Origin of the sequence: Enterobacter cloacae complex sp. P13B (genome assembly GCF_014895915.1) — a bacterium.
GTDB lineage: Bacteria > Pseudomonadota > Gammaproteobacteria > Enterobacterales > Enterobacteriaceae > Enterobacter > Enterobacter bugandensis.
On sequence record NZ_JADBQN010000031.1, the window covers coordinates 36,046 to 44,554 of the forward strand.

General features: G+C 57.6%; 6 protein-coding genes. 5 read left to right on the top strand and 1 reads right to left on the bottom strand.

Annotation, left to right across the window (positions count from 1 at the left end):
* Positions 1 to 303: 303 nt before the first annotated feature.
* Genes IM273_RS13835 through narI form a run of 4 tightly spaced genes read left to right on the top strand, consistent with a single transcriptional unit; the run spans position 304 to position 6,963 of the window.
* Positions 304 to 4,047, top strand: coding sequence for a nitrate reductase subunit alpha (locus IM273_RS13835; RefSeq protein WP_193051683.1), 3,744 nt, complete (start codon positions 304 to 306; stop codon positions 4,045 to 4,047).
* Positions 4,044 to 5,579, top strand: a complete 1,536-nt coding sequence (gene narH / locus IM273_RS13840; RefSeq protein WP_028013444.1) for a nitrate reductase subunit beta — start codon at positions 4,044 to 4,046, stop codon at positions 5,577 to 5,579. Before IM273_RS13835 ends, narH begins: the two co-directional genes overlap by 4 nt.
* Positions 5,576 to 6,286 carry a nitrate reductase molybdenum cofactor assembly chaperone gene (gene narJ / locus IM273_RS13845; protein ID WP_193051684.1) on the top strand — a complete coding sequence of 237 codons (711 nt, stop codon included), beginning with the start codon at positions 5,576 to 5,578 and terminating at the stop codon, positions 6,284 to 6,286. Before narH ends, narJ begins: the two co-directional genes overlap by 4 nt.
* Entirely contained in the window at positions 6,286 to 6,963 is a 678-nt protein-coding gene (gene narI, locus IM273_RS13850) for a respiratory nitrate reductase subunit gamma (RefSeq protein ID WP_193051685.1), read from the top strand. Before narJ ends, narI begins: the two co-directional genes overlap by 1 nt.
* Here the strand turns inward: narI and IM273_RS13855 are convergent.
* On the bottom strand, positions 6,960 to 7,856 hold the full coding sequence (locus tag IM273_RS13855) for a DMT family transporter (protein ID WP_028013441.1): 897 nt from the start codon (positions 7,854 to 7,856) through the stop codon (positions 6,960 to 6,962). The two genes, narI and IM273_RS13855, sit on opposite strands and share 4 nt — an antisense overlap.
* Positions 7,857 to 7,963: 107 nt before the next feature.
* On the opposite strand from IM273_RS13855, the gene IM273_RS13860 reads away from it, so the two are divergent.
* Positions 7,964 to 8,407, top strand: a complete 444-nt coding sequence (locus IM273_RS13860) for an Lrp/AsnC family transcriptional regulator (protein ID WP_041909598.1) — start codon at positions 7,964 to 7,966, stop codon at positions 8,405 to 8,407.
* Positions 8,408 to 8,509 lie beyond the last annotated feature (102 nt).

An 8,509-nucleotide genomic window follows, 5' to 3' on the forward strand; every position in this document is an offset into this window, starting at 1 on the left:
ACAGCAGTCATCTGCGGGTAACACCGTGATCGCCATCGCTTTGCAGGGATGTCTACCCCTTAATACCTGAGATGTTAAATTTTGCCGGGGTTATTGTACGATGAATGATAAATATCTTTATAAATCATTCATTTATTCGTTTTAAAAATATACCGCTTTGGTGGTATTTGGTCTAACCCCTCCTTTTACAGTCCCTCTTCGTCTTGATCGTTATCAATTCTCCCCCTCTTTCAGGGCGTTACCTTCGCTGCAAATCAGCAATGTCGATTTAGAGAGCCACAGGCTCCATACAGGAGATACCCGATGAGCAAATTTTTGGACCGGTTTCGCTACTTCAAACAGAAGGGTGAAACTTTTGCCGATGGGCACGGCCAGGTTCTGGATACCAACCGGGACTGGGAAGACGGTTACCGCCAGCGCTGGCAGCATGACAAAGTCGTCCGTTCTACCCACGGCGTAAACTGCACTGGCTCATGTAGCTGGAAGATTTTCGTTAAAAACGGTCTGGTGACCTGGGAAATGCAGCAGACCGACTATCCGCGCACCCGTCCGGATATGCCGAACCATGAACCGCGCGGCTGCCCGCGCGGGGCCAGCTACTCCTGGTATCTCTACAGCGCCAACCGTCTGAAATACCCGCTGATGCGCAAACGCCTGATGAAAATGTGGCGTGAAGCGAAAGTGCAGCACAGCGACCCGGTTGATGCGTGGGCCTCTATCATTGAAGATGCCGACAAAGCGAAAAGCTTCAAGCAGGCGCGCGGTCGCGGTGGTTTCGTTCGATCTTCCTGGAAAGAGGTGAACGAGCTGATTGCCGCCTCCAACGTCTATACCGTAAAAACCTACGGTCCTGACCGCGTGGCGGGCTTCTCGCCAATCCCGGCGATGTCGATGGTCTCTTACGCTTCCGGCGCGCGCTACCTGTCGCTTATCGGCGGGACCTGCCTGAGCTTCTACGACTGGTACTGTGACCTGCCGCCTGCCTCTCCGCAGACCTGGGGTGAGCAGACCGACGTGCCGGAATCCGCCGACTGGTACAACTCCAGCTACATCATCGCCTGGGGCTCTAACGTTCCGCAGACCCGTACCCCGGACGCGCACTTCTTTACCGAAGTACGCTACAAAGGGACAAAAACCGTTGCGGTCACCCCGGACTACGCGGAAATCGCCAAGCTGTGCGACCTGTGGCTGGCACCGAAACAGGGTACCGATGCCGCGATGGCGATGGCGATGGGCCACGTCATGCTGCGCGAATTCCACCTCGACAAACCGAGCCAGTACTTCACCGACTACGTGCGTCGCTACACCGACATGCCGATGCTGGTGATGCTGGAAGAGCGTGAGGGCTACTATGCCGCGGGCCGCACGCTGCGCGCCGCCGATCTGGTGGACGCGCTGGGCCAGGAAAACAACCCTGAGTGGAAAACCGTTGCCTATAACAGCAACGGCGAGCTGGTGGCGCCAAACGGCTCTATCGGCTTCCGCTGGGGCGAGAAGGGCAAGTGGAACCTTGAGCAGCGCAACGGCACCACCGGTGAAGAGACGGAGCTGCGCCTCAGCATGTTGGGCAGCCAGGACGAGATCGCCGAGGTTGGCTTCCCATACTTTGGTGGTGAAGGTTCCGAGCACTTCAACAAGGTCGAACTAAAAAACGTGCTGATGCACAAGCTGCCGGTTAAACGCCTGCAGCTGGCCGACGGTTCTACCGCGCTGGTCACCACCGTCTATGACCTGACCATGGCGAACTACGGCCTGGAGCGCGGTCTGAACGACGAAAACTGCGCAACCAGCTATGACGACGTGAAGGCCTACACCCCGGCCTGGGCGGAGCAGATCACCGGCGTACCGCGCGCGCAGATCGTTCGTATCGCCCGCGAGTTTGCGGAAAACGCCGACAAGACCCACGGTCGCTCGATGATCATCGTGGGTGCCGGTCTGAACCACTGGTATCACCTCGATATGAACTATCGCGGTCTGATCAACATGCTGATCTTCTGCGGCTGCGTCGGTCAGAGCGGCGGCGGCTGGGCGCACTATGTGGGCCAGGAAAAACTGCGTCCGCAGACCGGCTGGCAGCCGCTGGCGTTTGCCCTTGACTGGCAGCGTCCGGCACGTCACATGAACAGCACCTCCTACTTCTATAACCACTCCAGCCAGTGGCGCTACGAGACGGTTACCGCGCAGGAACTGCTGTCGCCGATGGCGGATAAATCCCGCTACAGCGGCCACCTGATTGATTTCAACGTGCGCGCTGAACGCATGGGCTGGCTGCCGTCTGCGCCGCAGCTGGGCACTAACCCGCTGCGCATTGCACAAGAGGCGAAGCAAGCGGGCATGTCGCCGGTGGATTACACCGTGAAATCGCTCAAGGAAGGCTCCATCCGCTTCGCGGCAGAACAGCCTGAGAACGGCAAAAACCATCCGCGCAACCTGTTCATCTGGCGCTCCAACCTGCTGGGCTCGTCCGGTAAAGGTCACGAGTACATGCTGAAATACCTGCTGGGCACCGAGAACGGTATTCAGGGTAAAGACCTCGGCAAGCAGGGCGGCGTGAAGCCAGAAGAAGTGGAGTGGAAAGACAACGGTCTGGACGGCAAGCTGGATCTGGTGGTGACGCTGGACTTCCGTCTGTCCAGCACCTGCCTGTACTCCGATATCGTGCTGCCAACCGCCACCTGGTACGAAAAAGACGACATGAATACCTCGGACATGCATCCGTTTATTCACCCTCTGTCTGCCGCCGTTGACCCGGCGTGGGAATCGAAAAGCGACTGGGATATTTACAAAGACATCGCGAAGAAATTCTCCGAAGTCTGCGTAGGTCACCTGGGCAAAGAGACCGACGTGGTGACGCTGCCAATCCAGCACGACTCCGCAGCCGAACTGGCGCAGCCGCTTGACGTGAAGGACTGGAAAAAAGGCGAATGCGACCTGATCCCGGGCGTGACCGCGCCGCACATCATTCCGGTTGAACGTGATTACCCGGCAACCTACGAGCGCTTTACCTCTATTGGTCCGCTGATGGAGAAAATCGGTAACGGCGGCAAAGGCATCGCCTGGAACACCCAGAGCGAAATGGACCTGCTGCGCAAGCTCAATTACACCAAAGCAGACGGCCCGGCCAAAGGCCAGCCAATGCTCAACACGGCAATTGATGCGGCGGAGATGATCCTGACTCTGGCACCGGAAACCAACGGCCACGTGGCGGTGAAAGCGTGGGCGGCCCTGAGTGAATTTACCGGTCGCGACCACACGCATCTGGCGAAGAATAAAGAGGAAGAGAAAATCCGCTTCCGCGATATTCAGGCCCAGCCGCGCAAGATTATCTCCAGCCCGACCTGGTCTGGTCTGGAAGATGAGCATGTGTCCTATAACGCTGGTTATACCAACGTTCACGAGCTGATCCCATGGCGCACGCTTTCCGGCCGTCAGTCACTGTATCAGGACCACCAGTGGATGCGCGACTTCGGTGAAAGCCTGCTGGTGTACCGTCCGCCAATCGACACCCGCTCCGTGAAAGCGGTAATGGGCGCGAAATCGAACGGTAACCCTGAGAAGGCGCTGAACTTCCTGACGCCGCACCAGAAGTGGGGTATCCACTCCACCTACAGCGACAACCTGCTGATGCTTACCCTGTCGCGCGGTGGTCCGATTGTCTGGATGAGCGAAGCGGACGCCAAAGACTTGGGTATCGAAGATAACGACTGGATTGAAGTGTTCAACAGCAACGGCGCCCTGACGGCGCGTGCGGTGGTGAGCCAGCGCGTACCGGCCGGGATGACCATGATGTATCACGCGCAGGAACGTATCGTGAACCTGCCGGGTTCAGAGATCACCGAGCAGCGCGGCGGTATTCACAACTCCGTGACCCGTATTACGCCGAAGCCGACCCACATGATCGGTGGCTATGCGCAGCTGGCCTACGGCTTTAACTACTACGGCACCGTAGGATCGAACCGCGATGAGTTCGTGGTGGTACGTAAGATGAAGAATATTAACTGGTTAGACGGCGAAGGTAATGACCAGGTACAGGAGAGCGTAAAATGAAAATTCGTTCACAAGTCGGCATGGTGCTGAATCTGGATAAATGCATCGGCTGTCATACCTGCTCGGTCACCTGTAAAAACGTCTGGACCAGCCGCGAAGGTATGGAGTACGCCTGGTTCAACAACGTGGAAAGCAAGCCGGGCACCGGCTTCCCGACCGACTGGGAAAACCAGGAGAAGTGGAAGGGCGGCTGGATCCGCAAAATCAACGGCAAGCTGCAGCCGCGCATGGGTAACCGCGCAATGCTGCTGGGTAAAATCTTCGCTAACCCGCACCTGCCGGGCATTGAGGACTATTACGAGCCGTTTGATTACGACTACCAGAACCTGCACAACGCGCCGGAAAGCAAACACCAGCCGATCGCCCGTCCTCGCTCGCTGATCACTGGTCAGCGCATGGACAAAATTACCAGCGGTCCAAACTGGGAAGAAATTCTGGGCGGCGAGTTCGAAAAGCGCGCCAAAGACCAGAACTTCGAGAACATGCAGAAGGCGATGTACGGCCAGTTCGAAAACACCTTCATGATGTATCTGCCGCGCCTGTGCGAACACTGCCTGAACCCGGCGTGCGTCGCGACCTGCCCGAGCGGTGCCATCTACAAGCGTGAAGAAGACGGCATCGTACTGATCGACCAGGACAAGTGCCGCGGCTGGCGCATGTGCATCACCGGCTGTCCGTACAAAAAAATCTACTTCAACTGGAAGAGCGGTAAGTCTGAGAAGTGCATCTTCTGCTACCCGCGTATCGAAGCCGGTATGCCGACCGTCTGCTCCGAGAGCTGCGTAGGTCGTATTCGTTACCTCGGCGTGCTGCTGTACGACGCGGACGCGATTGAGAATGCCGCAAGCACCGAGAATGAGAAAGATCTCTATCAGCGTCAACTGGACGTCTTCCTCGATCCGAACGATCCGAAGGTGATTGAGCAGGCGCTGAAAGACGGCATTCCGCAGAGCGTCATCGACGCCGCACAGCAGTCGCCGGTGTACAAAATGGCGATGGACTGGAAGCTGGCTCTGCCGCTGCACCCGGAATACCGCACCCTGCCGATGGTCTGGTACGTGCCGCCGCTGTCTCCGATTCAGTCTGCGGCGGACGCGGGTGAGCTGGGCAGCAACGGTATTCTGCCAGACGTGGAAAGCCTGCGTATCCCGGTTCAGTACCTGGCAAACCTGCTGACCGCCGGAGATACCCAGCCGGTGCTGCTGGCGCTAAAACGTATGCTGGCAATGCGTCACTTCAAACGTGCGGAAACCGTTGACGGCGTTAACGATACCCGCGCGCTGGAAGAGGTCGGCCTGACCGAAGCGCAGGCGCAGGAGATGTACCGCTATCTGGCAATCGCTAACTACGAAGATCGTTTCGTGGTGCCAAGCAGCCACCGCGAGCTGGCCCGCGAGGCCTTCCCGGAGAAAAGCGGGTGTGGCTTTACCTTTGGCGACGGTTGCCACGGGTCAGACAGTAAATTCAACCTGTTCAACAGCCGCCGCATCGACGCGATGGATGTGACCAGCAAAACGGAGCCGCACCAATGATCGAACTCGTCATTGTTTCGCGCCTGCTCGAGTACCCTGACGCTGCGCTTGCGCAGCATCAACAGGAACTCTTTGATGCACTCGCGTCATCTGAAAACCTGGATAAAGAGGATGCCCAGAAGCTGGGCGTTTTCCTCCGCGATCTGCTGGCACGCGATCTGCTCGACGCGCAGGCGGACTACAGCCAGCTGTTTGACCGAGGGCGCGCGACGTCGCTGCTGCTGTTTGAACACGTTCACGGGGAATCCCGCGACCGCGGTCAGGCGATGGTGGACCTGATGGCCCAGTACGAGCAGCACGGCCTGCAGCTCGACAGCCGCGAGCTTCCGGACCACCTGCCGCTGTACCTGGAGTATCTGGCGCAGCTGCCGAAAGAAGAGGCGCTGGGCGGTCTGCAGGATATCGCCCCGATTCTTGCGCTGCTCGGCGCGCGTCTACAGCAGCGCGAGAGCCGCTATGCCGTACTGTTCGATCTGCTGGTGAAGCTGGCGAACGCCTCTGTAGACAGTGAAAAAGTGGCGGAGAAAATCGCGGATGAAGCCCGCGACGATACCCCGCAAGCGCTGGATGCGGTCTGGGAAGAAGAGCAGGTGAAATTCTTTGCTGACCAGAACTGCGGCGAGTCTGAAATCTCCGCTCACCAGCGTCGTTTTGCCGACGCGGTTGCCCCGCAATATTTGAATATCTCTAACGGAGGACGGCACTAATGCACTTCCTGAATATGTTCTTCTTTGACATTTACCCGTATATCGCGGGCACCGTGTTCCTGGTGGGAAGCTGGCTGCGCTATGACTACGGCCAGTACACCTGGCGTGCTGCCTCCAGCCAGATGCTGGACCGCAAAGGGATGCACGTCGCGTCTAACCTGTTCCACATCGGTATTTTGGGGATTTTTGCCGGTCACTTCCTTGGGATGCTGACGCCGCACTGGATGTACGAAGCGTGGCTGCCGATTGAAGTGAAGCAGAAGATGGCGATGATCGCCGGTGGTACCTGCGGTGTGATGACCCTTGTGGGTGGCCTGCTGCTGCTGAAACGTCGTCTGTTCAGCCCGCGCGTGCGTGCAACCACCACTGCAGCGGACATCCTGATCCTCTCCCTGCTGATGGTGCAGTGCGCGCTGGGTCTGCTGACTATTCCATTCTCTGCGCAGCATATGGACGGCAGTGAAATGATGAAGCTGGTGGGGTGGGCGCAGTCCGTCGTGACCTTCCACGGCGGAGCGTCTGAGCACCTGGAGGGCGTGGCGTTTATCTTCCGTGTTCACCTTGTGCTGGGGATGACGCTGTTTGTGCTGTTCCCGTTCTCCCGTCTGGTGCATATCTGGAGCGCGCCGGTGGAGTACCTGACGCGCAAATACCAGATTGTGCGTGCCCGTCGCTAATTCAGCGTCTTGATACCAACCCCGCATTCGCGGGGTTTTTTTTCGCCCCAGCCCAGGTTGTTGCCCGCTGCAGCAAACAGGATCAACGCGCCGCCCGCCAGCTGCGTCAGGTTCAGCGAGTGTCCGAACACCAGGTTATCGACAACGATCGCCACCACCGGATAGATAAACGACAGGGAGCCGGTAATGGGGGTAGGTAGCTTCTGAATCGCGCTGTAGAGCAGCTGATACATAATGCCGGTATGGACGATGCCGAGCGTCAGCAGGATCGGCCAGGGAAAATCACCGGAAAATGACGGCCGGCTGGCAAACGGCATAAGCATCACGACGCCCGTCAGCACCTGAATAAAGGCAATATGCTGCGGTGCGATTGTTTTCAGTTTGCGCGCAATGATTGCCGTCAGCGCGTAGAAGAAAGCCGCGGCCATTGCAAGACCGATACCCTCCAGCCATTCAGTGTCGTGGGTGCCGGTCAGCTCGCTGGAGAGCAGTATCACCACGCCGCCGAAGGCGAGGAACAGCCAGCCCCATTTCACCACGCTGACGCGCTCGCCTAAAAACATCCCCATCAGGACCAGCATAAACGGCTGGGTGTTATAGACCACGGTCGAAAGACCAATAGAGATCCGCTCATAGGCTGCGAAGAGCAGCAGCCAGTTCACCACTAATGCCACACCGCCGAGAATCGCCAGCAGCAGCGTGGTGCGGGTGAGGGGGCTAAAGGGCTTTTGACTTATCCGGATAAAAATGAAAAGCGCTATTGCCCCAATAAGGCAGCGCCAGAACACCACTTCCGTCACCGGCAGACCGCTGAGCAAAACAAACGCGCCGATAGAGCCGGAAATTAACATCGCCAGACTCATCTGCCAGACGCCTTTATGTAAATCACGCATTATTCACCTCCTGATTAATAACGCTATTGTCGGAAATCGCTGTTGGGTTTTACAGGGATGAGATAAGGTTGAAGGTGTTAATTGCATTTTTAAATTAGGTGAAACGAGTGGAATACCTTATTGATGATATCGATCGGCAAATTTTAGCCTGCCTGGTTGAGGATGCGCGCATGTCGTTGAAGGTGCTCAGCGGCCGCATCGGGCTGACCTCACCCAGCACGGCAGAGCGTCTGAAGCGGCTGGAAGAGCGCGGTGTGATTCAGGGGTATGGCGCACGGGTGAATCTGGCGGCGCTGGGGTATACGCTGCAGGCGCTGGTACGCGTGCGGCCTTTGCCGGGGCTGTTGCATAAGGTGGATAAATACATACAGGCGATGCCGGAGTGTATTGAGAGCGACAAGGTGACCGGGGAAGACTGCTTTGTGATTAGGCTGGTGGTGCGATCGATAGAACAACTGGATGCGCTGCTGGACGGGCTGGCAGAGCATGCCCAATGTAATACGTCGATTGTGAAAAGTTCGCCAGTGAAGCGTCGTTTGCCGCCAATGTAGTTGTCTGTCGCCGGGTGGCGGCTGCGCCTTACCCGGCCTACGAAGGCGGACTCGGTTCGATTTTGTTCGGGTTTTTTGAAGTGATGGTGGTGGGGGAAGGAT